This window comes from Allobosea sp. ASV33 (genome assembly GCF_016428755.1).
GTDB lineage: Bacteria > Pseudomonadota > Alphaproteobacteria > Rhizobiales > Beijerinckiaceae > Allobosea.
On the sequence record NZ_JAELTI010000398.1, the window covers coordinates 1 to 253 of the forward strand.

Sequence of the window (253 nt, forward strand, 5' to 3'; positions counted from 1 at the left end):
CGGTGCGGTTCAGCTCGTCCTGCAGATCGACGAGAAGAATATCGGCCTGCTCAAGCTGGGGCAGAGCGCCGTCGCCTCGGCCGACGCCTATGCCGACCAGCGCTTTGCCGCGACGTTGTCCTACATCTGTCTCTTATACACATCTCCGAGCCCACGAGACTCTAGGCGCGATCGCGTATGCCGTCTTCTGCTTGAAAAGGGGGGGGGGGGGGGGGGGGGGGGGGGGGGGGGGGGGGGGGGGGGGGGGGGGGGG

At 68.8% G+C, this 253-nt stretch carries 1 pseudogene; it reads left to right on the forward strand.

What is annotated here, in order from left to right:
* Positions 1-253 (forward strand): annotated as a pseudogene (locus JHD80_RS29025) (efflux RND transporter periplasmic adaptor subunit); the annotation flags it as partial.